18 protein-coding genes and 9 pseudogenes are annotated in these 24,217 nt (G+C 49.5%); 26 read left to right on the forward strand and 1 reads right to left on the reverse strand.

Annotated features, from left to right (window positions below; all coding sequences use genetic code 11):
* The first annotated feature begins 316 nt into the window (after window positions 1-316).
* The 4 genes and pseudogenes from JCM15764_RS08760 (at window position 317) to JCM15764_RS08770 (ending at window position 4,965) form a co-directional block, all read left to right on the forward strand.
* Window positions 317-1,967, forward strand: a pseudogene (locus JCM15764_RS08760) (AMP-binding protein).
* A 41-nt stretch (window positions 1,968-2,008) separates the two neighbouring features.
* Window positions 2,009-2,155 carry a hypothetical protein gene (locus JCM15764_RS22545; protein ID WP_012648620.1) on the forward strand — a complete coding sequence of 49 codons (147 nt, stop codon included), beginning with the start codon at window positions 2,009-2,011 and terminating at the stop codon, window positions 2,153-2,155.
* Window positions 2,156-2,171: 16 nt separating this feature from the next.
* Window positions 2,172-3,361 (forward strand): annotated as a pseudogene (locus tag JCM15764_RS08765) (M24 family metallopeptidase).
* Between the two features lie 282 nt (window positions 3,362-3,643).
* Window positions 3,644-4,965 (forward strand): annotated as a pseudogene (locus JCM15764_RS08770) (citrate (Si)-synthase).
* A gap of 104 nt (window positions 4,966-5,069) precedes the next feature.
* Here JCM15764_RS08770 and amrA read toward each other — a convergent pair.
* A pseudogene (gene amrA, locus JCM15764_RS08775) lies at window positions 5,070-5,551 on the reverse strand (AmmeMemoRadiSam system protein A).
* Between the two features lie 179 nt (window positions 5,552-5,730).
* Here amrA and JCM15764_RS08780 point away from each other — a divergent pair.
* The 22 genes and pseudogenes from JCM15764_RS08780 (at window position 5,731) to JCM15764_RS08880 (ending at window position 24,208) form a co-directional block, all read left to right on the forward strand.
* A pseudogene (locus JCM15764_RS08780) lies at window positions 5,731-7,138 on the forward strand (aldehyde dehydrogenase family protein).
* 66 nt (window positions 7,139-7,204) lie between these two features.
* Window positions 7,205-7,513, forward strand: a complete 309-nt coding sequence (locus tag JCM15764_RS08785) for a hypothetical protein (protein ID WP_230198984.1) — start codon at window positions 7,205-7,207, stop codon at window positions 7,511-7,513.
* Between the two features lie 146 nt (window positions 7,514-7,659).
* The gene (gene ndk / locus JCM15764_RS08790) at window positions 7,660-8,073 is read left to right on the forward strand and encodes a nucleoside-diphosphate kinase (RefSeq protein WP_054694785.1); all 414 of its coding nucleotides are present in this window, start codon (window positions 7,660-7,662) and stop codon (window positions 8,071-8,073) included.
* Between the two features lie 62 nt (window positions 8,074-8,135).
* Window positions 8,136-9,173 (forward strand): dual-specificity RNA methyltransferase RlmN, encoded by a 1,038-nt coding sequence (gene rlmN, locus JCM15764_RS08795; RefSeq protein WP_054694788.1) that lies wholly within the window; start codon window positions 8,136-8,138, stop codon window positions 9,171-9,173.
* A gap of 43 nt (window positions 9,174-9,216) precedes the next feature.
* A pseudogene (gene mtnP, locus JCM15764_RS08800) lies at window positions 9,217-10,076 on the forward strand (S-methyl-5'-thioadenosine phosphorylase).
* 65 nt (window positions 10,077-10,141) lie between these two features.
* The gene (locus tag JCM15764_RS30605; protein WP_500778428.1) at window positions 10,142-10,471 is read left to right on the forward strand and encodes a DUF8785 domain-containing protein; all 330 of its coding nucleotides are present in this window, start codon (window positions 10,142-10,144) and stop codon (window positions 10,469-10,471) included.
* A 211-nt stretch (window positions 10,472-10,682) separates the two neighbouring features.
* The gene (locus tag JCM15764_RS08810; RefSeq protein WP_054694791.1) at window positions 10,683-11,171 is read left to right on the forward strand and encodes an adenosine-specific kinase; all 489 of its coding nucleotides are present in this window, start codon (window positions 10,683-10,685) and stop codon (window positions 11,169-11,171) included.
* 31 nt (window positions 11,172-11,202) lie between these two features.
* Window positions 11,203-11,856, forward strand: a complete 654-nt coding sequence (locus JCM15764_RS08815; RefSeq protein ID WP_054694794.1) for a protein-L-isoaspartate(D-aspartate) O-methyltransferase — start codon at window positions 11,203-11,205, stop codon at window positions 11,854-11,856.
* 587 nt (window positions 11,857-12,443) lie between these two features.
* Complete coding sequence (locus JCM15764_RS08820) at window positions 12,444-13,166, forward strand: RluA family pseudouridine synthase (RefSeq protein ID WP_243688635.1); 723 nt, start codon at window positions 12,444-12,446, stop codon at window positions 13,164-13,166.
* A gap of 55 nt (window positions 13,167-13,221) precedes the next feature.
* Window positions 13,222-14,166 (forward strand): S1 RNA-binding domain-containing protein, encoded by a 945-nt coding sequence (locus JCM15764_RS08825; protein WP_279384340.1) that lies wholly within the window; start codon window positions 13,222-13,224, stop codon window positions 14,164-14,166.
* Window positions 14,115-14,432 (forward strand): S1 RNA-binding domain-containing protein, encoded by a 318-nt coding sequence (locus tag JCM15764_RS29465; RefSeq protein WP_279384341.1) that lies wholly within the window; start codon window positions 14,115-14,117, stop codon window positions 14,430-14,432. Before JCM15764_RS08825 ends, JCM15764_RS29465 begins: the two co-directional genes overlap by 52 nt.
* Before the next feature lie 24 nt (window positions 14,433-14,456).
* Window positions 14,457-15,373: pseudogene (locus JCM15764_RS08830) on the forward strand (PfkB family carbohydrate kinase).
* Window positions 15,374-15,703: 330 nt separating this feature from the next.
* Window positions 15,704-16,129 carry a tetratricopeptide repeat protein gene (locus JCM15764_RS28065; protein WP_369412288.1) on the forward strand — a complete coding sequence of 142 codons (426 nt, stop codon included), beginning with the start codon at window positions 15,704-15,706 and terminating at the stop codon, window positions 16,127-16,129.
* 142 nt (window positions 16,130-16,271) lie between these two features.
* Window positions 16,272-17,075, forward strand: coding sequence for a helix-turn-helix domain-containing protein (locus tag JCM15764_RS08840; protein WP_054694805.1), 804 nt, complete (start codon window positions 16,272-16,274; stop codon window positions 17,073-17,075).
* A 39-nt stretch (window positions 17,076-17,114) separates the two neighbouring features.
* Window positions 17,115-17,849 (forward strand): GAF domain-containing protein, encoded by a 735-nt coding sequence (locus JCM15764_RS08845; protein ID WP_012648604.1) that lies wholly within the window; start codon window positions 17,115-17,117, stop codon window positions 17,847-17,849.
* A 144-nt stretch (window positions 17,850-17,993) separates the two neighbouring features.
* The gene (locus JCM15764_RS08850) at window positions 17,994-18,383 is read left to right on the forward strand and encodes a response regulator (protein WP_012648603.1); all 390 of its coding nucleotides are present in this window, start codon (window positions 17,994-17,996) and stop codon (window positions 18,381-18,383) included.
* Window positions 18,384-18,407: 24 nt separating this feature from the next.
* On the forward strand, window positions 18,408-18,851 hold the full coding sequence (locus tag JCM15764_RS08855; protein ID WP_054694808.1) for a universal stress protein: 444 nt from the start codon (window positions 18,408-18,410) through the stop codon (window positions 18,849-18,851).
* Between the two features lie 171 nt (window positions 18,852-19,022).
* Window positions 19,023-20,199: pseudogene (locus JCM15764_RS08860) on the forward strand (sensor histidine kinase).
* Between the two features lie 110 nt (window positions 20,200-20,309).
* Window positions 20,310-20,714, forward strand: coding sequence for a response regulator (locus tag JCM15764_RS08865; protein WP_054694950.1), 405 nt, complete (start codon window positions 20,310-20,312; stop codon window positions 20,712-20,714).
* A gap of 8 nt (window positions 20,715-20,722) precedes the next feature.
* Window positions 20,723-22,294, forward strand: coding sequence for an NAD(P)/FAD-dependent oxidoreductase (locus JCM15764_RS08870; RefSeq protein ID WP_054694809.1), 1,572 nt, complete (start codon window positions 20,723-20,725; stop codon window positions 22,292-22,294).
* A gap of 56 nt (window positions 22,295-22,350) precedes the next feature.
* Window positions 22,351-23,466: a 3'-5' exoribonuclease YhaM family protein gene (locus JCM15764_RS08875; protein WP_054694811.1), complete on the forward strand. Its 1,116-nt coding sequence runs from the start codon at window positions 22,351-22,353 to the stop codon at window positions 23,464-23,466.
* 119 nt (window positions 23,467-23,585) lie between these two features.
* Window positions 23,586-24,208 (forward strand): annotated as a pseudogene (locus JCM15764_RS08880) (MBL fold metallo-hydrolase).
* Window positions 24,209-24,217 lie beyond the last annotated feature (9 nt).

The raw sequence follows: 24,217 nt of genomic DNA on the forward strand, positions 1-24,217 counted from the left end.
CCTTGCCAGGAACCAAAATCCCTCAGAACTCTTGCGGTGAACTTAACCGCCACGGGACACTAGCTATTGCTGATGGTGCTGTTCCACAAACGCTGTTGATAACACCTGTTGATAATATGTGAATTGGGGAAAAAAGGGTAATGATAAATAGTGTCTGTAACAGAATGCCGAAGAAAGCGGCAGCAAATCTTGATAAGTTTATAGCCTTAAACTTCTTGACTTGTCATAAATGCTGTGATAAGTGGTAAATCCCTTTTTAAATCAATAAGTTAAATTGATTAAACTTGTGTTTGATATGGTTAAACAGGAGGATATTATGTCGACCCAGCTTGATTTTACCATTGGTGGTCTACTGGACCACATCGCCGCCACCTATCCTGATAACGATGCCTTGGTTTACCCTGAGCTGGGCTTGCGCTACAGCTATCGACAGTTCAATGAAGTCTGCCGCCAGGTGGCCAAGGGCTTTTGAAGCTCGGCATCCGGAAGGGAGAGAATGTGGCCATCTGGGCCTACAACGTCCCGGAGTGGTAATACTCCAATTTGCCACGGCCAAGATTGGTGCTGTCCTGGTTACGGTTAACACCGCTTACAAATCGGCAGAACTTGAATATCTTCTCAATCAGTCCGATTCAACTACGCTGTTCCTGGTCAAATCGTGGAAAGATACGGATTATGTGGCAACCCTGGGAGAAGTGGTGCCAGAGCTGGCTACAGCCGATAATGGACGCGTCCATACGCCCAAACTTCCTTTCCTGAAAAACCTTGTTTATATTGGTGATGGGACCCCTTCCGGCATGCTTAATTTCCATAGTCTTGTGGAAGGGGGGAAGGATGTCAGCGATGCTGAACTCGCTGCTGTAGAGTCGACACTGGACATCCATGACACCATAAACATGCAGTATACTTCAGGCACAACCGGCTTTCCCAAGGGTGTTATGCTGACTCACCACAATCTGGTCAACAACGGTTTCAACATCGGCGAGTGCATGAAATTTACAGAACGGGACCGTCTTTGCATTCCTGTACCGTTTTTCCACTGCTTCGGCTCTGTTCTGGCAGTTATGGCCAGCGTCACCCATGGCACGACAATGGTGCCTGTGGAACTCTTCGATCCGCTGAAGGTGCTGCAGACCATTGAGAAAGAGCGCTGTACGGCGGTTCATGGTGTTCCCACCATGTTTATTGCCGAATTGGAGCACCCGGACTTCAGCAAGTTCGACCTCTCGACCCTTCGTACCGGCATTATGGCTGGGTCCGTCTGCCCGATCGAGGTCATGAAACGGGTTGTCAAGGACATGAACATGAGAGACATCACCATTGTTTTTGGTCAGACCGAATCCTCTCCCGGTATCACCCAGAGCCGCACCGATGATCCTGTCGAATTGCGGGTCGCAACTGTGGGAAGGGCGCTTCCCGGTGCCGAGGTAAAGATTGTCGATATAGAAACCGGCGCAACTCTGCCGCCTGGAAAGCAGGGGGAGCTGTGTGCCCGGGGCTATATGGTCATGAAAGGTTATTACAAAATGCCGGAGGAGACGGCCAAAGTCATCGACAGGGACGACTGGCTGCATACCGGTGATCTGGCGGTAATGGATGAGAGCGGCTATTGCAAGATTACCGGCCGGATCAAACAGATGATCATCCGTGGCGGCGAAAACATCTATCCCAAGGAGATCGAAGAGTATCTCTATACCCATCCGAAGATCTCCGACGTGCAGATATACGGTGTGCCTGACCGCAAATTCGGCGAACAGGTCATGGCGGCGGTCATTCTCAAAAAGGGTGAAATCATGACTGAGGATGAGGTGAAGGATTTCTGCAGAGGCCGGATTGCCAACTATAAAATCCCCAAGTATGTCAAGTTCGTCGACAGCTATCCCATGACAGCCAGTGGCAAGATTCAGAAATTCAAGCTGCGGGAGATGGCAATCAAGGAACTGCAGCTGGAAGATGCCAAAGGCTGATAGGCTATTCACGGGCGAATACCGTTATAAAGGAGCATAGTGTGAGGGAAACGGCGCTGGGTGTAATATTTTTTCTTTTTATTCTCTGTTTCATTGCCATTATCGTTGAAGAAACGTTTCTCGGTGGGCGAAAAAAGCGCAAGCTGCTGCGTGAGGCAAGGGAAAAACAGCATGTGTCACAACATTAATTTCAAGGAAGTGTAAATGCGACTTACACCGGCAACAGAGCTTGAGTATCGATATAAAAAACTTCAACACCACATGGCAGCACAGGGGCTCGATGCGGTCATAATACTGCAGAATGCGGACCTGTTCTACTTTACCGGCACCATCCAGAACGGCAATCTGTATATTCCAGTTGAGGGTGAGCCTGTTTACATGGTGAGAAAGGATTTAATGCGGGCTCGCATGGAATGTGGCCTGAAACATGTTGTTCCCTTCGGCTCCATGAAGGATATTCCCTCCGTCCTGGCCGCCCACGGCTACCCATTACCTGCTAGCGTTGGCATGGAGCTGGACGTCCTTCCCGTGAATTTCTTTGCCCGCTACGAAAAAGTCTTTCCAGAGGCCAGATTCAGCGATGCCACGCCAATTGTACGCAAGGTCCGCATGATCAAGAGCCACTATGAGATACATCTCCTGCAGGATGCGGCTGAACAGGTGGACAGGGTCAATCGCCGGGTCAAGGATGTGCTTCGCGAGGGGATGACCGATCTGGATCTTGCTGCCGAGCTTGAATATGTGGCACGGAAAGAGGGGCATCAGGGATTGGTGCGCATGCGGGCCTTCAATGGGGTGATGCTCTTCGGCCATGTCTTTTCCGGCACCGATGCGGCTGTGCCTACCTATCTGGACACACCACTTGGTGGGATGGGGCTCAATACCAGTTTCAGCCAGAGCGCAGGCTACAAGCGGATCGAAAGGAACGAGCCCGTCATCGTTGATTTTGCCGGCTGCTGTGATGGTTACCTGGTGGATCAGACCAGGATCTTCGCCATCGGTCACCTGTCTGACAGAATGAAAAAGGGCTATGATGACATGCTGAAGATACAGGCAAGGATGATGGAGTTGGTACCCGAGAGACCCTCGTGGGGGCTCATATACGAAGAATGTCTGGCTCTTGCCTTCAAATTGGGGTATGCCGACACCTTCATGGGAAACAAAGGGGCACAGGTCAGCTTCATAGGGCACGGCTTGGTGTCGAAATCGATGAGTATCCTTTTATAGCCAAGGGATTCGACGATATGGTCATGGAACCTGGAATGGCCTTTGCTTTTGAACCTAAGGTGGTTTTTGCCGGAGAAGGTGCTGTCGGCATCGAAAATACCTTCTATCTCACCGAGTCAGGTCTTAAACAGCTGACCTTTTCCAGTGAAGAATTGACAATCTTATGAAAATAACTTAATTGCATATTTTTTTTGTTGAAATCTGCACTGCGGGGTGATATAAGTCTTAGCCAAATTGTATACAGTATATTTTATAATGAGCAGCAGAAGTTTTATCGTGTCTTTCTCCTGGCTGTTTCCTGTACTTAATTATTCGTTGCAATCTAACCCAAATTGCCAAGTTTCTTAGCTTTCAGTGCATGAAAGGAGGTAGTAGCTGCCAGGCAACTTTCGGTTGTAATGTTCATATCATTTAATTTATCACCCCAAAAGACAAGGAGAGCAAACACCATGGCACTTAAGGACACCCTGAAGCAGAAGATTGAAGCCCACCGTCCCCGGACCACCAGGCTGACCAAAGAATTCGGTAAAGTAATAATCGATCAGGTGACGATCGACCAGTGCATTGGCGGCGCCCGCGACATTCGCAGCCTGGTTACCGATATTTCCTATCTTGATCCGCAGGAAGGCATCCGTTTCCGTGGCAAGACGATCCCTGAGACTTTCGAAGCACTGCCGAAGGCTGCCGGTTCAGCTATCCTACAGTTGAGTCCTTCTGGTACTTCCTTTTGACTGGTGATGTTCCTACTCAGGCTCAGGTAGATGAGGTCGTTGCCGAGTGGAAAACACGCCAGAACGTGCCCTCCTATGTCTTTGATGCTATCCGTGCCCTGCCGAGAGACAGTCACCCCATGGTAATGCTTTCTGTTGGTATTATGGCCATGCAGAAGGATTCCAAATTCGCAGCTTTCTACAACTCAGGCAAGTTCAACAAAATGGTAGCTTGGGAAAGCGTGTATGAGGATGCCAGCGACATCGTTGCCCGTATCCCCATCGTTGCTGCATTCATTTATAACCTGAAGTACAAGGGTGACAAGCAGATCGCTATCGATCCGAAACTCGACATGGGTGCAAACTTCGCCCACATGATCGGTCAGAGTGACCAGTACAAAGACGTTGCCCGTATGTACTTTATTCTCCATTCCGACCATGAGTCCGGCAACGTCTCTGCCCACACGACTCACCTTGTTCATTCAGCTCTGTCCGATCCTTACTATGCATATTCCGCAGGCCTCAACGGTCTTGCCGGCCCGCTCCACGGCCTTGCCAACCAGGAAGTTCTCGGTTGGATCATGGAATTCCAGAAAAAGCTCAATGGTGCCGAACCCACCAAAGAAAACGTTACCAAGGCGCTGTGGGATACCCTCAATGCAGGCCAGGTCGTTCCGGGATATGGTCATGCCGTTCTCCGCAAAACCGACCCCCGTTATACAGCACAGCGTGAGTTCTGCCTCGCCACCCCGGGCCTGAAAGACGATTCGCTGTTCAAACTGGTAGCCATGATCTTTGAAACCGCCCCCGGTGTTCTTACCGAGCACGGCAAGACCAAAAATCCTTGGCCGAACGTCGATGCACAGTCCGGCGTTATCCAGTGGTACTACGGCGTCAAGGAGTGGGACTTCTATACTGTTCTTTTCGGTGTTGGTCGCGCTCTTGGCTGCATGGCGAACATCACTTGGGACCGTGGTCTCGGCTACGCAATCGAGCGTCCGAAATCTGTTACTACCGACATGCTCGAGAAGTGGGCTGCTGAAGGTGGTCGCAAGTTCTAAACCGGTTGTAGATATGGTGGAAAAAAGGGAGATGCTTCGGCATCTCCCTTTTTATTATGATCAATCGTTGCAATCAGAGGCGAACCACAGCTACAAAAGCCTCTTTATGCATCTTTTTCGCTGAATACCTCGGCGCTAAAGATGTAAATATCTGTTCCCTCTTTCCAGCCTTCCTGTTTCAGTCCTGCCTTGAGGCAGGTCTGCCGGAGAAAGGTCTCGCGATCCCAGCCGAACTCAACTGCAACCTGGGGTAGCAGCACGCCACGGGAAAAGTTCTTTTCTATGTATAGACCATGTTTTCCCACTTCAATCTCTTCCGTGGAGGAGATCTTTTGTAATGGGGAGAGCACCGAGATCTCCAGATCGTAATCGGCCAGGTCTTCGTCTTTCATGGGGTAAAAGCGTGGATCGCGGGTTGCGGCAGAATGGCCATTTCTTGAACCAGTTGAAACAGCGGCTTATCCGAGATAAAATTACCAATACAACCGCGCAATGTTCCTTTCGCTTTTATGCTGACGAAGCATCCGGCCTGTGTGAGGAGACCCTTGTCCGATATTTCGAGCCTGGATATTTTGCCATCGGTTATAAATTCGTTAATTGTATCCCTTGCTATTTTCAGGAGAGCCTTCTTTTCGGCAGCGGAAAGTTTGGAGTTGTTCACGGTGGTTTCCTTGTTATCAGTTGATAATTGGCTGTCAATGTAATATATTCGGCGAATATTTACAAGGTTTAACGATGGGGGGGCTAATGGCCAAACGTTATAGAATGCTGATTGACGGAGAATGGCTGGGGGATGACCGTACCGGTATTGAGGTGATCAATCCGTTTGATGATTCATTGATAGGGTTGGTCCCCGAGGCAACTGCTGAAGATGTGGAGGCTGCCATCATTGCTGCTGCTAAAGGTTTCGAGCGGATTTCCGCTATGCCTGCCCATAAACGTTCCGATATTCTTGAGAAAACAGCTGAATTAATTCTTCGGGACAAGGATGAGATCGCCGGGATAATCGCACGGGAAGCCGGAAAGTCTTGGAAATATGCTGTCGCCGAGGCCGAACGAAGTGCGGAAACTTTCAAGTTTGCAGCCATCGAGGCAAAGGCAAGCCATGGTGAAATTGTCCCAATGGATGCATCTGCAGTTTCTGCAGGGCGTTTCGGCTTTTACATCCGTACTCCTATCGGTATTATTGGAGCCATAACTCCTTTTAACTTCCCACTGAACCTGGTGGCCCACAAGCTTGCCCCGGCCATTGCTACTGGCAATGCGTGGTGCTGAAGCCGGCTACCAAAACGCCGCTTACCTCCCTCAAGCTTGCCGAATTGCTGATGGAAGCAGGCTTGCCTGCAGGAGCCCTTAATGTCTTGATCGGCAGTGGATCGACTGTCGGAAATCGTCTGGTGGAGGATGACCGGCTTGCAATGATCACCTTTACCGGCAGTCCCCCTGTTGGGCGTGGAATCAAATCCCGAAGCGGGCTGAAAAGGGTGACCCTGGAGCTTGGCTCAAATTCACCGACTATCATCGAAGAAGACGGTGATGTGGATAAAGCCGTATCGAGATGTGTCGTCGGGAGTTTTGCCAACTCAGGGCAGGTCTGCATCTCCGTGCAGCGTATCTTTGTTCATAAAGATCGCTACGATGAATTTATTGCCAAATTTGTCGAGGCGACCTGTGCCCTTAAGGTCGGGGACCCCTTTGACAAATCTTCGGATATCGGTCCCATGATAACGACAAAAGAATTGAATCGGGCACTGGAATGGCTTGAAGAAGCAAAAAATCTCGGTGCTGTGGTGGCAGCGGGTGGCAATGCGATCGGAAATTGCTGGAACCGACCATTCTTACCGGCGTTACCAGGGAGATGAAGGTGATGTGTTCCGAGGTTTTCGCTCCCATTGTTTCGGTGCTGCCCTATGACACGTTCGATGAAGCGTTGGAGATGGCAGATGACTCGGTTTACGGCCTTCAGGCCGGTATCTATACCCGCGACATTAACAAGGCATTCAAGGCAATCAAAAAGCTGGATGTGGGGGGCGTTATCATCAATGATGTGCCCACCTTCCGTGTGGATCACATGCCCTATGGCGGTAACAAGGAGAGTGGCCTTGGCCGTGAAGGGCTAAAATATGCCATGGAAGAAATGACAAATATAAAAATGGTCTGCATCAATCTATAGTCTTTCAGCCCCTTTCATCGTGCCTGTAGGGTTTTAGAATATATATTTTAAACAGTTAAAAAAATCTTGACTTTTGAAATTTTAATAGTATATTTGCGCTTTGTTGTGACCGAAAAAACCATGCGCCATGCGCACAAGAATGGTAATCAAAAAAGAAAAGAGGTGATATCGTCAATGAAAAAACTGATCTCTTTGGCACTGTGCCTGGCTTTGGCTCTTGCTTTCGCCGCTGGCTGCAAAAAGAAGGAAGAGGCTCCTGTTGAGCCCGCAAAAACTGAAGCTCCTGCTGCTGCTCCGGTTCAGGAACCTATGACTGCTAAGTCTGCTCCTGCAGCTCCTGAAGCAACTCCGGCAGCTCCTGCTGAGAAGAAATAATTTTTCTTCAGTCAGTTTGGATCCAAATGGCCTACAGAATCTAGTTCTGTAGGCTATTTTCATTTATGCCTATTAAGTTCATTGACATACCTGAGACAAAATGTTATTGAAAACGGTCTGTTTACTATAATGCTAGGGAGGAAAGAATGGAAAGAACATTTGCAATTATTAAACCTGATGCCGTGGAAAGAAATGTCACCGGCAAAGTTCTCGATAGGATAGAAGGGGCAGGATTCAAAATTGTCGGCATGAAAAAGATCCACCTGACAAAACAAGAGGCCGAGGGTTTTTACTATGTCCACAAGGAGCGTCCTTTCTTTAATGACCTCTGCACCTTCATGTCCAGGAACCCGGTTATCGTGCTTGCTCTTGAAAAAGACAATGCCATTGCCGCCTGGCGTGAATTGATGGGCGCCACCAACCCTGCCAATGCTGATGCCGGAACAATCAGAAAGGATCTTGGTGTCAGTATCGAAGAAAATACCGTTCATGGGTCCGATTCCCCCGAATCTGCTGCATTTGAGATTCCGTACTTTTTCAGCTCCCTCGAACTGGTTTAGTAGGTTTTAAAATAAAGTAAGGAAAAGAGCCCTTCGACCTGAGGGGCTTTTTTATATTTGTAATGGAAAAAGTAGATATAAAAAACTTTACCCTGTCCCAGCTGGAAGCCCACATTACCGGTCAAGGCAAGGAGCGGTTCCGGGCCAGACAGATTTTCAAATGGCTTTACCAGCAAAATACCACCTCATTCGCCCAGATGACCAATCTCTCCAAGGATTTCAGGGCTGAACTGGAAAAAACTGCCCGGATCAGCAACCTGGAAGCGGAGGTGGTGGAGTCTTCTGCCGACGGGACAAAAAAGTATCTCTTCCGTTTGTCAGACGGCAATGCTGTGGAATCGGTGCTTATCCCCGATGAAGATCGCAACACCCTTTGCATTTCCAGCCAGGTTGGCTGTGCCATGGGCTGCGAGTTCTGCCTTACCGGCACATTCAGGCTAACGCGAAATCTAACCACTGCTGAGATTGTCAACCAGGTCTGCGCCGTCAAGCGGGAGGAGCCTGTTCGTAACATCGTTTTCATGGGGATGGGCGAACCCTTGGCCAATCTTGAAAATGTCATCGGTGCCCTGCGCATTCTGACCGATCCGGATGGTTTTCAATTCTCAACCCGCAAAGTGACCTTGTCCACAGCCGGCCTTGTACCCGAGATGGCAGAACTGGGGGCAGCGGTTACGGTAAACCTTGCCATTTCCCTGAATGCCACTACCGACGAGGTCCGTGACAGGATCATGCCGGTCAACCGTCGCTATCCCCTGAAGGAACTTCTTGCCGCCTGCAAAGCTTTTCCTCTCCCTTCGCGACGCTGGATAACTGTTGAATACGTGATGATCAAAGGGGTCAACGATTCGCTCGACGATGCAAAGCGCCTGGTGAGACTCATCAGCACATTCCCATCAAAGGTGAATCTGATACCATTCAATGAGCATGAAGGCTGTGATCTGAGGACACCGACGCAGGACTCCATTGACCGGTTCCACAAATTTCTTCTCGATAAGCATGTGACGGTCATTACCCGCTCAAGTCGGGGCAGCGATATTTCCGCAGCATGTGGGCAGTTGAAAGGGCGACTGGATAAGGTGACGGCAGGAAGCATTTAGCCGGTTTCGTTGTTATTGGCTGCAATTAATTCAAGGAGGCGGTATGAGCGAACAGGTAATAGGTATAATTGGCGGTAGTGGCTTTATGAGCTGGATGGGCTGACCGATGTACAAAGTGTTTCCATGACAACCCCATTTGGAGATCCTTCCGACGATTTTATTACCGGTACTCTGGACGGAGTGCGGATGGTTTTTTTACCACGCCATGGCAAAGGGCACCGGCTCCTGCTTCAGAGATCAATTTTCGTGCAAATATATACGGAATGAAAAAGCTGGGCGTGACACACCTGATTTCCGTTTCAGCGGTGGGGAGCATGAAGGAAGAAATCGTTCCCGGCCATATTGTCATACCTGATCAGTTTATAGACCGCACCAATGTCAGCCGTGTCAATACCTTTTTCGGCAATGGCATTGTCGCCCATGCCCAGTTTGCCGATCCGGTCTGCTCCGAGCTTTCGGGCAGCCTCTATACCGCAGCTCAGGCCGTAGGCGCGACTGTTCACCGGGGGGGAACCTACATCTGCATGGAGGGCCCGGCATTTTCAACTCGGGCAGAATCTGTCATGTATCGTTCTTTTGGCGCTCGATTATCGGAATGACCAATGTCCCCGAAGCCAAGCTGGCCAGGGAGGCAGAAATCTGTTACGGAGTTATCGCTCTGGCTACCGATTATGACTGCTGGATGAATCCCATGAGGACGTATCCATTGATGCCATACTGGAAATAGTCCGAAAGAACGTTACCATGGCAAAGGCCATAATCAAAAATGCCGTCGGCCGTATTGGCAGAGATAGAAAATGTAGTTGCGCTTCTGCCATGCAGTATGCGGTTATCACCGACAGGGCAGTGATTCCCCCGCAAACGAGGGCGAATCTGGATATCATCATCGGAAAATATCTCTAATTTTTCCTGGGAGTCATAATATGGGTATCAAAGGATCAAAAATAGCTTTATGGGTTTCCGCAGTAATGCTTCTGTTGATAGGATGCTTTTTCGCCTATACCTGGTTTGCTTTGACCTGGAGTTACTCAAGCGGGGAACGTGCAGGTTACATCCAGAAATTTTCACGTAAAGGATGGCTGTGCAAGACATGGGAAGGTGAACTATCCATGGTTCCCGTCCCGGGCGCAGTGCCGGAAAAGTTCCTTTTCAGCGTACGAGAAGAAGCTGTCGCTCAGAAGATCACCAGTTCCATGGGAAAAAGAGTATCCCTGGTTTACGAACAGCACAAGGGAGTGCCAACCAGCTGTTTCGGCGAGTCTGAATATTACGTGACAGCAGTCAAGATCACTGAATAACCTTTGCCATAGCTTTTTACATGAGGGCTGCTCAGTCTTGGGCAGCCTTTTTTTATTCACACGTTTCTTTATTGACCGGGAAGATGGGCCGCTACTGACGGAAGTAGCGGCTTTTTCTTTACTGGTAAGAGAACGGCTGATTTGCTTATGGCTGATGTTGATAGAATATTTTAATATGACAACTATTTTCTCGATCCCAAAGGGGGAATGTATGAACCTTGAGATGCACGCCGTAAAGATAGACATCCCCGACGGATGTAACCTTATCCTTGGACAGACCCATTTCGTCAAAACGGTGGAGGATCTCTATGAAATCATGGTTGCCACGGTACCGAAAGCGCGTTTCGGCATTGCATTCACAGAGGCATCCGGACCTTGCCTGATTCGCACGGAAGGAAACGATGACGAACTGATTCACAGTTGCGTAACGAGCATGCAGGCCATCGGTGCCGGCCATGTTTTCTGCATTATCATGAGGGAGGCTTTTCCCATCAATGTCCTGAACCCCATAAAAAACTGTCCTGAAGTCTGCCAGATCTATTGCGCTACGGCCAATCCGCTACAGGTAATAGTCGCTTCAACGGACAAGGGCTGGGGAGTCGTTGGTGTTATTGACGGATTTCCGCCAAAAGGGATGGAGACTGACGCTGACCGTAATGAGCGGCGGGCTCTGCTGCGAAAGATGGGCTACAAACGGTGAGGATGGATACTGCATCAGCTAGAGGTCTATTATGATTGTTGATAAATCAATGGCCGTGCACCGTGAAAGGATGATCAAGGAGCATCTGATCGCCAGGGGCATTAGCGATGAGGCGGTGTTGAAGGCGATGGGCGATGTCCCGCGGGAGGCTTTTGTCATGGAAGGAGAGGAGCTCCTTGCCTATGAGGACTACCCATTGCCCATCAGCCACGGTCAGACCATTTCCCAGCCATATATAGTTGCGTATATGACCGAATCGCTGGAACTTTCTTCAGAAGACACCGTTCTGGAGATAGGTACCGGTTCTGGTTATGCTGCAGCTGTTTTGAGTCGCATCGTCAGGAAGGTTTATTCGGTGGAGCGGATCGCGGAACTGGCAACAAGCGCCCGTCAGCGACTGATTAAATTGGGGTATGACAATATTGAAATTATGGCAGGCGATGGTTCACTGGGCTGGCCTGAACATGGGCCATATGATGCCATTGTTGTCACAGCCGGCGCTCCCGAGTTACCCAAAGCCCTTTTGCAGCAGTTGAAGGTTAGCGGCCGACTAGTGGTTCCGGTCGGTTCCTCCCAGACACTGCAGATGCTGGTGAGAGCCAGACGGAAAAGTGGATCGGACTTCACAGTTGAAGAGCTATGTGCGGTGAGATTTGTCCCTCTTTATGGTGCTGAAGGCTGGTAGATATCATCTCTTTTTGGACAAAAGAAACCCCGCTGTTACGCCGGGGTTTTGTCCTTAAGCTGCTCCCGAATACCGCATAAATTTTGAATTCTCTGCCCTTTGTGTTCATCATTTCCCCAGAAAACGCTTAAGGCTTCCTTCTCCAAAGGAGGGCTTGCACACCACGTCTGTACTGGGAAAATCATCAAGTTAATTATCGACAGGTTCCTCAAAATATTTCTGCGTATACCCGAGAGGTCCTTAAGATTAATTATATCTTATCTTTCCTCTTGGGAAAAATCAAGAGCTTTCTTTTTCATGAGTAATATTGACAACCATAGCCGGCAATGCCACTATCAGTTTCTTTCATAAATCAAAGGGAGTGTTTCAATGCTTGAGTTCAAAGTTTCCGCGCTGATCACTGTCGCCAGCTGGAGGGCTTCCTTCATGTCATTCTACCGGATGCTTCACCTTCGTATGTACGTAAACTCGCATCATCCGGTCATGTCCGTGTCAACGATCATCCGGCAGAAAGCTCTTCTGTCCTTTGTCTTGAAGATGTCATTACCATAAAGGAAAGCGGCAAAACAAAAGCACTGCTGCGTTCGGTGAGACCTGATCTGGAGATTCTTTTTGAAGATACCTGGATAGTTGTTTTTAACAAGCCCCCTGGATTGCCCATGCATCGAGCTGCAGAAGTTGATGACGTAAACCTTGTGGATGTGGGGTCACGGTTGCTGAACAGGCGGGATGGAGGCAATGGAAAACTCAGGCCAGTGAATCGGCTTGATCGTGGCACATCTGGTGCGGTCATTCTGGCCAAAAGTTCTACAGCTGCCGGAATGTTCGGCAGGCAGCTGAAAGAAGACGGTCTGGACAAGCTGTATCTGGCCATTGTCGATGGGAGACTGCAAGGGGAAGGTACCATCACTGTTCCACTTGGAGGAAAGGAGGCCGAAACACGCTACAAGACCCTTTTCAATGGACCCCGCCATGCCTTGGTTGCTGTCTATCCCATTACTGGACGAATGCATCAGATCCGTCTGCACTTCAAGTCGATAGGTCACCCCATTTGCGGCGATGTCCGCTACGGCGGTTCAATCTTAAATGAGCTGAGAGGTCATGCCCTCCATTCCTTCAGATCCTCAATCATTCACCCTGCAACGGGAGAGTCCATAAAGGTTTTTGCCCCTTTGCCCGAAGACTTTCTGCAGGTTGTGAAATCGATTGCTGGAGAGGAGTATATCCCATACTTCAAGCCCTGTCTGGTCTCCCTTGATCAAAAGCCGGTAAAGGTGAAGCCCTGTCTTTCCTTTATGTTGTTGACTTAATCATAACTTTACACTAATTTTCATTGAAAATATCGATTGTGAGGTTGAATAAAGCATGAGCACGAATGATGAAAAAGAGGAATTGGAATCGGCAGAAGAGAGCTTTGCCGACCTGTTTGAAAAAAGTTTTTCCGCACAGACCCGCCTGGAGCCGGGACAGAAGATAGACGCAAAAATCATGAAGATAAGCGGCGACTGGATTTTCCTCGACACCGGCCGAAAAGGGGAGGGGGTTCTTGAGAAAAAAGAACTTTTGAATGCTGATGGCGAGGTAACCGTTAAAGAAGGTGAAACCATCACCACTTGGTTTTTGGGTATGGTAAACAATGAGTTGCGCTTCACTACAAAGCTGGGAAGTGGCGCGGCAGGAAAGTCACAACTGGAAGATGCATGGAGAAACGGAATTCCTGTTGACGGTCATGTGGAAAAGGAGGTCAAGGGAGGATTTGAGGTCAAGATCAGCGGCAGCACTCGCGCCTTCTGCCCTTACTCTCAGATTGCCATGCGCAGGCTCGACAATGCGGCAGATGTCATCGGAAAACATCTGTCTTTCAGAATAACTGAATATGGAGAGAATGGCCGGAACTTGGTCCTTTCCCACAGGGCAATATTGGAAGAAGAGGCGGCAAAGCAGAAGGAAGCACAGAAGGAAATCCTCAAGGAAGGGATGACCGTGAGGGGTACCATCACCTCCATCCGTGATTTCGGCGCCTTCGTATCCATCGGCAGTATTGAAGGACTGCTTCCCATCTCTGAGCTGGGCTGGACCAGGGTAAAGGATGTAAGCGAGGTGCTTTCCGTGGGCCAGAACGTGGAAGTGGTCGTAAAGCAGATCGATTGGGAGCACGACAGGATTTCTTTCAGCCTCAAGGATACCCTTGCCGATCCTTGGGATAACGTGGCCGCCAACTACCCTGAAGGCTCTTTTCATGGGGGGCAGGTAGCCGCTTGGCTCAGTTTGGCGCGTTCGTTACACTTGCTTCCGGCATCGACGGGCTGATTCACATCTCAAAGCTTGGCGCCGGCAAGCGTATCAACCACCCCAGAGAAGTACTGAAAGAAGGAGAAACCGTCGAGGTCAAGATAGAGAGCGTGGACAGGGAAAACAGGCGTCTGTCACTGTCACTTGCTGAAGTGAGCAGGGCAGTGGAAGAAGAAGAGCGGACGATCGAAGATTTCCGCCGTTCCTCTGCTGAAAGCGCAACAAAGACCATGGGCACCTTGGGCGATTTGCTAAAAGCAAAGCTGGAAAAGACAAAAAAATAGACTGAAATTTCAGGAGATGGCAGAATGGGCATTCTTGTGGTTGGTTCTGTGGCATTCGATTCGGTTGAGACCCCTTTCGGCAAGATGGACAATATTCTTGGCGGGTCAGCGACCTATTTTTCCACCTCGGCGAGCTTTTTCACCGATGTGAGTCTGGTTGCGGTCGTGGGTGACGATTTCCAAGAGGAACACATCGACTTCCTCCGGTCGAGGAACATAGATTTGACAGGGCTTTCACGGGTCAACGGCAAGACGTTTCACTGGAAGGGGAAATATGGTTATGACCTCAATGAGGCACAGACTCTCGAAACACACCTTAATGTATTCGAGAGCTTCAAGCCTGCCATCCCTGCCTTATATGCGGGTGCCGACTATCTTTTCCTCGCCAACATAGACCCTGAACTGCAGATGGAAGTCCTGAACCAGATGCAGAAGCCCCGTGTCGTTGCCTGCGATACCATGAATTTTTGGATTTCCTCGAAGAAGGAAGCATTGAAGAAGGTTGTCGAGCGCGTGGACATTCTCATCATCAATGAAGGAGAGGCACGTCAGTTTACAGGAGAAGCCAATCTCGTCAAGGCAGCGAAAAGCATTCTTGCCATGGGGGCGAAAACTCTTATCATCAAGCGTGGCGAATACGGGGTATTGATGTTCACCGATTCGACAATTTTTGCCGCTCCAGCCTATCCACTTGAGGAGGTGTTCGATCCGACCGGTGCGGGGGATACCTTTGCCGGCGGTTTCATGGGTTACCTGGCCAACACAGGTGACACATCTGAAGAAGGGATTCGCCAAGCAATCATTTTCGGCAGTGTGATGGCCTCGTTCAACGTGGAGGATTTCAGCCTCAATCGGCTTAAGACGCTGGATTACAAGGAAATTGAGAGCCGATACAGGAACTTCAAAAAATGACTCATTTTGAGGGGTTGAGCAGCCGATGAGGGATATAACTTTCAAGTATGCCCTTAATTGACAATACCAAGTAAATCTGCTAGGTTTCCAGATGCTAAGCTTGCTTTAATTGCCGTGTGGTGTTCATTTTCGGCCAAAACTGAAGGTATTATGAAGCGTTTTTTGTTTATGATTTGGGCATCGGCAGCTATCCTGCTCTCAGCTTGTGCTATGAGCCATGAGGCGAGAAAGCAGTCTTCCTATCATTACCAGATGGGGTTGTCATATCTTGGGGAAAATAACTTCACCAGTGCTCTGGTTGAATTTCCGAGGCGGAAAAACTGGATCCCAAGAACCCCGAGCTGCTCAACTATCTTGGAATGGTCTACTTTCGCAAGCATAAATTTGATATTGCAGAACAAAAATACCTCAAGGCACTGAAAATTCGCCCCCTATATTCAGAGGCGAGGAATAATCTGGCGGTAAATTATCTGGAAATGAAGAGATGGGACGATGCCATTACCCAGCTGAAGCTGGTTGCGGAAGATATCTTCTATCAGAACCAGGACACAGCTGCCGTTAATCTTGGGCTTGCCTACTTCGGCAAAGGGGATCACCAGCAAGCCCTTGCCGTTTACCGCGCCGCAGTAAGTTCCTATCCCAGGGACGCGCGGGTGCGGCTGAATCTCGGTCGGGTCTATTTCGCCCTGGACAAGGTGGATTGGGCGATAGCAGAATATGGCAAAGCATTGGAACTTAGCGGCAACTATGCCAATGCCCACTATTTTCTGGCGTTGCATATATGAAGACAAAAGACAACAAGGCTGCAGCTGCAGCCTTCAGAGAGGTTATCCGCATTGCCCCCGATTCCGAGATAGGGCAGTTCGCTCGGGAGTATGTGGATATGCTGAAGTGAGGGATCCCTTGCCTGAATCAGGTTCAGCAGTCATGAGCAGAATCGAATTGGGTTTATATCTGCGCGAGGCCCGAGAGTCCAAGGGATTGCAGCTTGATGATGTCGCAGCAACTACGCGTATCAGCAAGAATTATCTCATTGCCATTGAAGCGGGCGATTTTGAAAAGCTCCCCAATGCCGCCTATGTAAAGGGCTTTCTGAGACTGTATGCCAGCTTCGTCGGACTTTCAGGCGATGAGGTTGTTGCCATCTACGAAAGAACAGGCGATCAGGCTAAAGAAGCAGAGGAAGGAAATTCCTCTACTTCCACTCCATACAGTGCTAAGCCTGTAAACCGCGGCCGTTGGATCCTGCCGCTGGTCTTGTTGATTCTTGTTGTGGTCGCGGCTGTTTTTATACGGGAAAATGAAGAGACAAAAGTTACCAGCCCTGCACCGGCAGTACAGCCACAGCCTGTTGCCCCGGCTATACCGCCGCTGCCAATACAGCCTGCGCGCTCATCGGCTCATTCGGAAATGGGCAGTGTTTCAGTTGCGCCGACTGTGCCCGCTGGCGGTGCTGCACCGGTTGCCGCAGAACCCAGGCTGAAAGGGGTTTTTCTCAAATTAAAGTGCAACCAGGACAGCTCATTGAATATTACCATCGATGATAATGTGTCGCAGCATTACGACCTTAAATCCGGAGATATAATAGAGTGGAAGGGTGAAAACTCTTTCGCACTCGATCTGGGCAATGCAGGCGGGGTTGAAGCTGAATTTAACGGTAAAATGCTGAAACCTTTCGGTGCTGCGGGGGCACCGGCTCATGTGGTTCTTAAGGCTGATGATGCACAATGAAACTAAACTCCCACGGAGTTTTCTCAAGGAGAATGTAGTATGCAATTGGTAGCACGCTGCCGGAAGTGTGGACGGGTCATGAAAAGCGAGCGGGTAGACAGTTACCGCGTAAAGATGACATGCAGCTGCGGGTTTTCCGATTTTCGTACTATTACGGAGAAGATCAAGACGGTGAATCCTTTTTACCATAAGGCAGGATTCACTCCCTTTCTCGAAAGCGAGAAGGGGAAGATGGTTCTGACCATGCAGAAGGCCAACCGTGAACACTTGGAGATCATATCGCTGGAAGAGATCAGCATGCTCGTGTCCTCTGATTTTCAGCTGCCCCAGGTTCTGCAGCGAGTATGTGAAAAGGTGGCGAACCAGCTCAAGGTAAGCGTTTGTTCCATATATCTGATGGAAGAAGGACAGCTTGTCCTGGCAGCCACCTTTGGATTTGACCCAAGCTTTATCGGCAAGATCAGGATCAATATCGGCGAAGGGATCACCGGTGCAGTTGCGAAAGACAGGCAGCACATTTCCTTGAGCAATGCCTCGGTGGATCCAAGATACAAAAACTTTCCGGAACTGCAGGAAGAGAAGTACAATTCAATGCTTTCTTTCCCCATTGCAGATAAACAGGAAGTTTTCGGGGTAATAAACCTCAACTCCACGTCCATGAAGACCTTTACTAATGATGAAATATACTTCATATCAATTATTGCCAATCTAATCCTCACTGCTGTTAAATTGCGGCAGAATATGGCCGCGAGAAAAACCTCCTCCAATACCTGAGTAAGGGTGCGCACTCCTCATTCCTGCCGGAGTAGCGCCCAAATCCACCGTCAAAACCTTTTTAAGCTCCTGTTAACCTGCGACTTGACAGGGGTCAACTCCATGTTAGACTGGACAGCAGCTCATTAATCCAAGTGGAGTAATATGTTGATACCAATGAAAAATCCAAAGAGAATTCTGGTCGTTGATGATGAAGAAAATGCGAGAATCGGCCTTTCCAGATTGTTAGCAAAGGAAGGTTTCCTTGTTGAAAGTGTTTCCAATGGCTTTGAAGCTCTTAATTATCTGCGTCAGCAGGAGGTAAACCTTATTGTAACCGACATCAACATGCCGGAGATGAATGGCATTACCTTTCTTAAAGAGCTGAACAAGAGTTTTCCCAAAAGCAATGTTATAATGATCACGGCATATGGTGGCGTTGAGTCTTACATAGAAGCCATGAATCTCGGCGCATTCGAATACATAAATAAGCCGGTAAAGATCGAAGAGCTGAAATCAATTCTGAAAAAGATCTTCAAGGAAACCAGCCATTGAAATGTGTTATGTAAAGGAGGGGATATGACACGCCTGGACAAGATTCTCTTTGCTACCGATTTTTCGGAAAACTCGGAACATGCCTTTGAATACGCATATTCCTTTGCCAGAAAATTTGAATCCCAGCTGTTAATTCTTCACGTGATAAACGAACCTGTGGATTTGAGAGGCTTTTATGTTCCCCATGTTTCCTTCGACAATCTGGAAAAAGAGATTGAGGAAGGAGCGGAAAAGATGATGGAGAAATTTTGCAGAACCAGAATCAAGGAAGAGCTGAACTATAAATCCAGTATAGTCATGGGCATACCCTATGAAGAGATATTGAAAAAAGCCGAAGAAGAAAGCGTATCTCTCATCGTCCTGGGTACTCAGGGCAGAAGCGGCATCGACCACCTTCTTTTCGGCAGCACTGCCGAGCGAGTCGTGAGGAAGGCGAAGTGCCCTGTTATGACCGTGCGTCTTCCCTGATCCTCATCTCATTATAACTATAGATTAATCTGAAGGGCAGCTTTGCTGCCCTTCTTTTATGCAATGAAGAAAATCTGCCTATTAAGTTTCTTATTAAAATCAATCAAAAAGCTTGTCAGTTCAAAATTGTTGGGGCTATAATTTCACGATCAATTTCATTTGGATGAGGATATGGCAAAGGAACTAAGACAGCAAAGCGGCAAGGTATTGATCATAGATGATGAGAAGGTCATTCTGGACTTGACTTCCATCATTTTGAAAAACCGCGGATACACTGTATTCACTGCTGTAGATGCGCCTTCCGGTTTCGAGATAATAGAGCTTCCCAGCCGGAGTTGGTGCTTCTTGACTACATGATGCCTGACATTGACGGCCTTACCGCTTTAAAAGAGATCAAGAAGCGTTTCCCCGAGACCTATGTCATCATGTTTACCGGCAAGGGCAGCGAGGAGATTGCCGTAGAGCTCATGAAGCTGGTGCTTCAGACTACATTCTGAAGCCATTCAATAATCAGGATCTTGCCGACCGCATCGAAAATGTCCTGAAGATTCGTGGCTTTGAGATGAAAAACCGGGAGCTGCTCCGTGAAAAGGAAATGCTTCTGGCAGAGATTGAGGCATGGAACCTTGAGCTTGAGGCGAGAGTTCATGAGAAGAGCGAGGCGCTGCAGAAAGCCCAGGCTGAAATTGTTCAGTCCGAGAAGCTGGCCACCTTGGGCTATTTATCTGCCGGCATGGCTCATGAAATTAGAAATCCGCTGAATTCCATTTCTTTGTTTGTCCAATTGATCAAAAGCGGCATGGATGACCCTGAAAAGCTGGAATATGTGGATAAAATAGTCAAGGAGATAGATCGTATCGATGGCATCCTGCGCAAGCTGCTTGACGCTTCCAAACGGCCGAAATTTGAGATCAGGGACGTCCTGATCCATCAGGTAATAGATAACACCCTTGAGATATTCAGCCCGCAGATCCAGCTGCACAAGATTACGGTCAACCGGGATTACAGGAATATTCCCCCGGCCATAAAGGCGGATCCTTCAGAATTGGAGCAGATATTCACCAATCTTTTCCTCAATTCCATCAACGAAATGGCATCCGAAGGTACACTTGGCGTCTTTCTCGATTATGACCAAAAGTACATTACCATCAGGGTTTCCGATACCGGCACCGGCATCCCGGCTGAAAACGTACCCTATGTGTTCGACCCGTTCTTTACCACCAACAGCCGCGGTACCGGGCTTGGACTTTCAGTTGTCCTGCGCATTGTCAAAAACTACAAAGGCAAGATCGAAGTTGAGAAAAGTGATGCCACCGGTACTACTTTCTGTGTCAAACTCCCCCTTTAGATTTCTAAAATAGGCCTGTTTGTCCTTTTCTTTTCAGCGGTATTTTTGTATTATGGCGACAGCCAATCCTGGGAATGACCGTTCGTTGAAGTTCTGTTTTTGAGGTTTTGATGGAAGCTGCCAGAGGCAAAATCCTTTTGATCGACGATGATCCCTTTTTCCTTAAGATATTATCTGATTCATTCCAGGAAACCGGTTTCACGGTGATTACTGCCAGTGATGGAGTGGAAGGGGTAAAGGCTTACATAGAAAACACTCCTGATGTTGTTATCAGCGATTTGATCATGCCGCGCATGGGTGGCGTCAGTACCTGTATGGAAATATCCAGGCGTGCAGCAGACAATGAACCGGTTATCATTCTTCTTACCTCCATGTTTCATGGTGCCCCACACGAGCATGAGATCCCGGAAATGGGAGCCAAAATCCACATACCCAAATCTACCAAAGCCCTTGACATAGTGATTATCGTCGAACAGCTGCTTGACCGCAAAAGACAACAGCGGCTTATCCAATAGCTTTCCCCATGCCCTTCCTGCTACGTAACCTCACACTTAATCTTGGGGAAAGTGAAGAACTCCTCCCTGCCATTGTCTGCGCCAGATTTTCCCTCCAGCCAGAGGACATTACTCGCTTTGCCGTAATCCGTAAGGGGATTGATGCAAGGAAAAAGCCTCGCATAAAACTTGTATATACCATCGAGTTTGCTGTAGCTGACGAAGAGCTCTTCAAATTGTCCCATCAAGGGGGGGACCTTGAGTATGTGGTTGAAAAGAAGCCTCCTGTTTTTGAACGCGTGGCTGGCGACAAGAGGATAGTCATTGTCGGTATGGGGCCGGCAGGACTGTTTGCCGCCCTGCGCCTGGCGGAATACGGATTGACGGCGACTATCGTTGAGCGTGGCAGGCCGGTGGAAGAGCGACTGAAAGATGTACAGTCCTTCTGGGACCAGGGGGAGCTGAATACCGCCAGCAACGTCCAGTTCGGCGAGGGGGGGGCGGGAACCTTCTCCGATGGTAAACTGACCACCCGGCTGAAGGATCAGAATATTCGCTATGTTCTGGATAAGTTCGTGCAGTTTGGTGCACCGGAGGAGATTCTGACCTCTGCAAAACCGCATATCGGTACCGACCGCCTGCGTTGCGTGGTAACGGCCATCCGGCAGTTTCTCACCGAGCGTGGCTTTTCCATAGGCTTCAGCAGTCGGTTGACCGACATCGTGACAGATAATGGTAGGATTACCGCTCTCAAGATCAACGACACCGATGAATTACCCTGCGATGTTCTGGTACTGGCGCCCGGACACAGTGCCCGTGATACTTATGCCATGCTCAATCAACGACAGGTGGCCATGGAACAGAAACCTTTCGCCATCGGTCTGCGGGTGGAACATCCACAGGAATTGATCAATGGCATCCAGTATGGGATGCCTTCCCATCCGCAGCTTCCGGCTGCCGACTACGCCCTTGCCTATAACGATACCAAAACCGGCCGTTCCGCCTATTCATTCTGCATGTGTCCAGGTGGTGTCGTTGTCGCCGGCGCTTCCGAAGAAGGTGGGGTTGTCACCAACGGCATGAGCGGCTATGCCCGTAATTCCGCATTTGCCAACAGTGCACTGGTGGCTACTGTGCAGACCAGTGATTTCGACGGTGGCCATCCCCTTGCCGGTGTAGAATTTCAACGCAGGTGGGAGCGCCGCGCATATGAGGCAGGCGGTGGTAATTATCTGGCCCCGGCCCAGAATCTCCTGGCGTTTCTCGGTCAGTCTAGGGGCGGGAGAGTCACATCTACCTACCGGCCCGGTATCTGTGAAACGGACCTCTCTGAAGTTCTGCCAAAGGCGGTTCACGATACCCTCAAGGATGGCATTCGCTTCTTTGAACGGAAGATGCGTGGATTCATAACCGCTGAAGCGAATCTGACGGGGGTGGAAACGAGAACATCCGCCCCCCTGCGCATTCTGCGCGATCAGGACCTGCAATCCACCAGTGTTCGTGGCCTCTACCCGGTGGGTGAGGGGGCGGGGCATGCCGGTGGAATTATGAGCGCCGCCCTTGACGGTATTCGCGCTGCAGACATTATTGCCCGGCTATAGCATAAGTCGCGCCGGCATGGCGCCGGTAACCATAGATTTTCCAAAAGGGGTGCACCTTGAAGAAATTTGTTTCTGAAATAAAGGATCGCGATCAGGTGGATTCCGTTTTTCTGGTCAAGGAAAAGATCACTGCCATGGCCAAAAACGGCAAGCCTTACCTGACGTTGCGCCTGATGGATAAAACCGGCGAGGTAGATGCGAAGATCTGGGATAATGTGGATCAGATCAGCATGCTTTTCGACAAGGACGATTTCCTGTCGGTCCGTTCCAAGGCATCGGTTTACCTGGGGAAGATGCAGCTGATCATTTCCGAGCTGAGCAAAGTGCCGGAGGAGAGCGTCACCCTGGTGGACTTTCTGCCGGAGACGGAACGGAACATAAAGGAAATGGAAAACGAGCTCTTCTCCCTGGTCGAATCAGTCTCCGACGTCAATCTAAAGAGCCTGCTCAATGCATTCTTCAGGGATACCGAGCTTTTCTCCCTTTACCGGGTTGCTCCGGCGGCAAAAGGGATGCATCACGTATACCTGGGTGGTCTTCTGGAACATTCCCTTGCCGTAGCCAAACTGGTAGACAGCATTGTTCCCCTGTATTCGGGGCTCAACCGCGATCTGCTCATAACCGGTGCGCTGCTCCATGATGTGGGCAAGGTGAGGGAGATGACCTACATGCGCGCCTTCGATTATACCGATGAAGGCAAGCTTATCGGCCACATCACCATCGGCGTCGAGATGCTGCAGGAGAAAATCATGACCATCACCGGTTTTCCCGTGGAACTGGCCATGCTTCTCAAGCACATGCTCCTTTCCCATCATGGCCAGTACGAGTTCGGTTCCCCGAAACGTCCTAAAACCATCGAGGCTACCATTCTCAATTACCTGGACGACCTGGATTCTAAGATCAACGGCATCAGGACCCACATCAAAAAGGAAACTGCCAGCGACTCCCGCTGGACAGCCTATCACCGCCTCTATGACCGTTATTTTTTCAAGAACAATGGCCATGAAGAGCCTGAGATGGAGATTGAAGCTGTGATGGAGACTCCGGCGGAGGCGCAGCCCTTGCCGGCAAAATCTGCCCAGCCAAGGGAAGGAAAGCATGGGTTTCACAACAGCCCCTTTGCTCAGCTTAAAGAGGAGAATCTCGACCTGTTCCAGCTGCCAAAGGGATAGCTCGCCATGGCGCGGACTGTTTGCAGACCATGCTGATCGCCATAACTGCCGTGGTTATTCTGCTGGTTTATATGTCTCTGCAAGGCAAAGTATTTCACCAATCTGAAAAGAGGAATCACATGATATTCGAAACCATCGTAGTCGGCCAGCTGGGGGTCAACTGTTTCATCCTCGGCTGCGAAGAAACTCGTGAAGGGATTGTTGTCGATCCCGGAGCGGATGCGGAGCGGGTCCTGGCGGTAGTCCAGAAGCTGGGGCTGAAGATCAGGTATGTAATCAATACACATGGGCATTTCGACCATATGGGGGGAAACCGGAGCGTCATTGAGAAAACCGGAGCCAAGCTACTGATTCACGAGTCGGATGTCTATTTCCTTTCCCGCGCCGCAGATTCAGCGGCTTCATATGGACTGAAGGCAGAAAACTCCCCCAAACCTGACGACCTTCTTCAGGACGGGATGGTGGTAAATTTCGGCAAGCATCAACTGAAGGTGCTGCATACGCCGGGACATACTCCTGGAGCTGCTGCCTGTACTTGGAGAGCGAAGACAAGATCATCACCGGAGACACCCTTTTTGCCGAGTCGGTTGGGCGCACCGATTTCCCGGGCAGCTCCCAGGCCGACCTGATTGACGGCATACGCACCAAACTACTTGTGCTGCCGGATGAGACCCAGGCTTTTCCCGGTCATGGACCGTCGACGACCATAGGCCATGAGAAGCGGCACAATCCATATCTGTGATGGGGGCAG

The organism is Geotalea toluenoxydans JCM 15764, from assembly GCF_001311985.1.
GTDB classification, from domain to species: Bacteria; Desulfobacterota; Desulfuromonadia; order Geobacterales; family Geobacteraceae; genus Geotalea; species Geotalea toluenoxydans.

What these genes read in the sequence shown, in the direction of transcription:
- ndk (WP_054694785.1), top strand. Translation starts at nt 7,660, where the DNA reads ATGGAAAGAACATTTGCAATTATTAAACCTGATGCCGTGGAAAGAAAT.
- rlmN (WP_054694788.1), top strand. Translation starts at nt 8,136, where the DNA reads ATGGAAAAAGTAGATATAAAAAACTTTACCCTGTCCCAGCTGGAAGCC.
- JCM15764_RS30605 (WP_500778428.1), top strand. Translation starts at nt 10,142, where the DNA reads ATGCTTCTGTTGATAGGATGCTTTTTCGCCTATACCTGGTTTGCTTTG.
- JCM15764_RS08810 (WP_054694791.1), top strand. Translation starts at nt 10,683, where the DNA reads ATGAACCTTGAGATGCACGCCGTAAAGATAGACATCCCCGACGGATGT.
- JCM15764_RS08815 (WP_054694794.1), top strand. Translation starts at nt 11,203, where the DNA reads ATGATTGTTGATAAATCAATGGCCGTGCACCGTGAAAGGATGATCAAG.
- JCM15764_RS08825 (WP_279384340.1), top strand. Translation starts at nt 13,222, where the DNA reads ATGAGCACGAATGATGAAAAAGAGGAATTGGAATCGGCAGAAGAGAGC.
- JCM15764_RS28065 (WP_369412288.1), top strand. Translation starts at nt 15,704, where the DNA reads ATGGTCTACTTTCGCAAGCATAAATTTGATATTGCAGAACAAAAATAC.
- JCM15764_RS08840 (WP_054694805.1), top strand. Translation starts at nt 16,272, where the DNA reads ATGAGCAGAATCGAATTGGGTTTATATCTGCGCGAGGCCCGAGAGTCC.
- JCM15764_RS08845 (WP_012648604.1), top strand. Translation starts at nt 17,115, where the DNA reads ATGCAATTGGTAGCACGCTGCCGGAAGTGTGGACGGGTCATGAAAAGC.
- JCM15764_RS08850 (WP_012648603.1), top strand. Translation starts at nt 17,994, where the DNA reads ATGTTGATACCAATGAAAAATCCAAAGAGAATTCTGGTCGTTGATGAT.
- JCM15764_RS08855 (WP_054694808.1), top strand. Translation starts at nt 18,408, where the DNA reads ATGACACGCCTGGACAAGATTCTCTTTGCTACCGATTTTTCGGAAAAC.
- JCM15764_RS08865 (WP_054694950.1), top strand. Translation starts at nt 20,310, where the DNA reads ATGGAAGCTGCCAGAGGCAAAATCCTTTTGATCGACGATGATCCCTTT.
- JCM15764_RS08870 (WP_054694809.1), top strand. Translation starts at nt 20,723, where the DNA reads ATGCCCTTCCTGCTACGTAACCTCACACTTAATCTTGGGGAAAGTGAA.